The organism is Lentimicrobium sp. S6, assembly GCF_013166635.1.
Taxonomy (GTDB): domain Bacteria; phylum Bacteroidota; class Bacteroidia; order Bacteroidales; family UBA12170; genus UBA12170.
In genome coordinates this window covers 1-1,075 of sequence record NZ_JABKBZ010000216.1, presented here as the reverse complement: position 1 = coordinate 1,075, position 1,075 = coordinate 1, and the positions used below count along the sequence as shown (strand labels likewise).

Below are 1,075 nucleotides of genomic sequence, written 5' to 3'. Positions count from 1 at the left end.
CCTCTTTTTGAAATGAAGACAACAACCTTAACTCCATCAATATCTGATATATGATGATGATAGTAGTAGTTTAATTTTCTGCAACGCTTAGGTTTCTTTCCTTTGGTCTTTAGGTTTTTTAGTGAAATAGCCTCTCCAGAAACAGTAATCTTACTATTATACTTATACATCCCTATTACATGAGTTGTCTTATTTATTGCTCGTATTTTCTTGATTAGAGAAATACTTGTAAACCAAGAATCTATTAAAACATAATCTACTTTGATATTGCGTTTACATATACGAGAAAACATCTTGATTAACATATCTGTTTTCTTTGCATTTAACTCTGCATAGCGTTTGAAAGCTTTTGTTTTTGTATCACGAAAAATCTGTTTTTGTTTTTTTCGTTGCTTACACGTTAGACCATATTTATTCTTTGCTGTTTTACTTTCCCTATGAAAGCTGAAATCAACAGGAATAAAAACACTGCCATTCCAATAGCCTGCAACCAATAGTTTAAAACCTAAGTAATATGTTTTGCTTACATGGTTAAATATCTTCGAAATACCTTCTATTGTTTTTCCTGATTTGGGAATGTCTGTATCATCGAAAATTAAACATTTTATTGGGTTTTTAGGGCTCGTAAACAACAAGTCTTTAGCCAGATACTCTTTAACAAAACTCATTAGAAAGCCACGCCAATTGATGTGTTGGTTGGCTAACAGCCTATAGTAGCTATCCTTGCTTGCAGAGCCAATAGTATTGCCAATATTCGATGTTAAAGAATGAATTGTTTTCAAACCAATAATTGGCAAAATCAAAAGAGTACTTATCAGATCCTCAAAAGAGATACCTGCTTTTTTGCAACTGCTGAACCGTTGTTTGATTTTACTAAACCTTAGAATTTCGAGGTGAGATGTTAAATAATCAGCTCCAAGCCAACTATCTTTAAATTTACCTTTTATTTCTTCTGTTTTTGAGATATCTTCGTAATGTAGCATGTTTTGTACTTTTTGTGTGGTAACCTAAAGATACAATAAAACCAAGGGATTCCCAAGGTTTCATGCTGCATTTTTTCTCTAAAATGCTCAGT

The 1,075-nt window shown here is 32.2% G+C and carries 1 protein-coding gene; it reads right to left on the bottom strand.

The window, feature by feature from the left end; genetic code table 11:
* Nucleotides 1-983, bottom strand: a 983-nt coding sequence (locus HNS40_RS22410) for a transposase (RefSeq protein ID WP_172284938.1), incomplete at its 3' end; no start/stop codon positions are given.
* Between the last annotated feature and the right edge of the window lie 92 nt (nucleotides 984-1,075).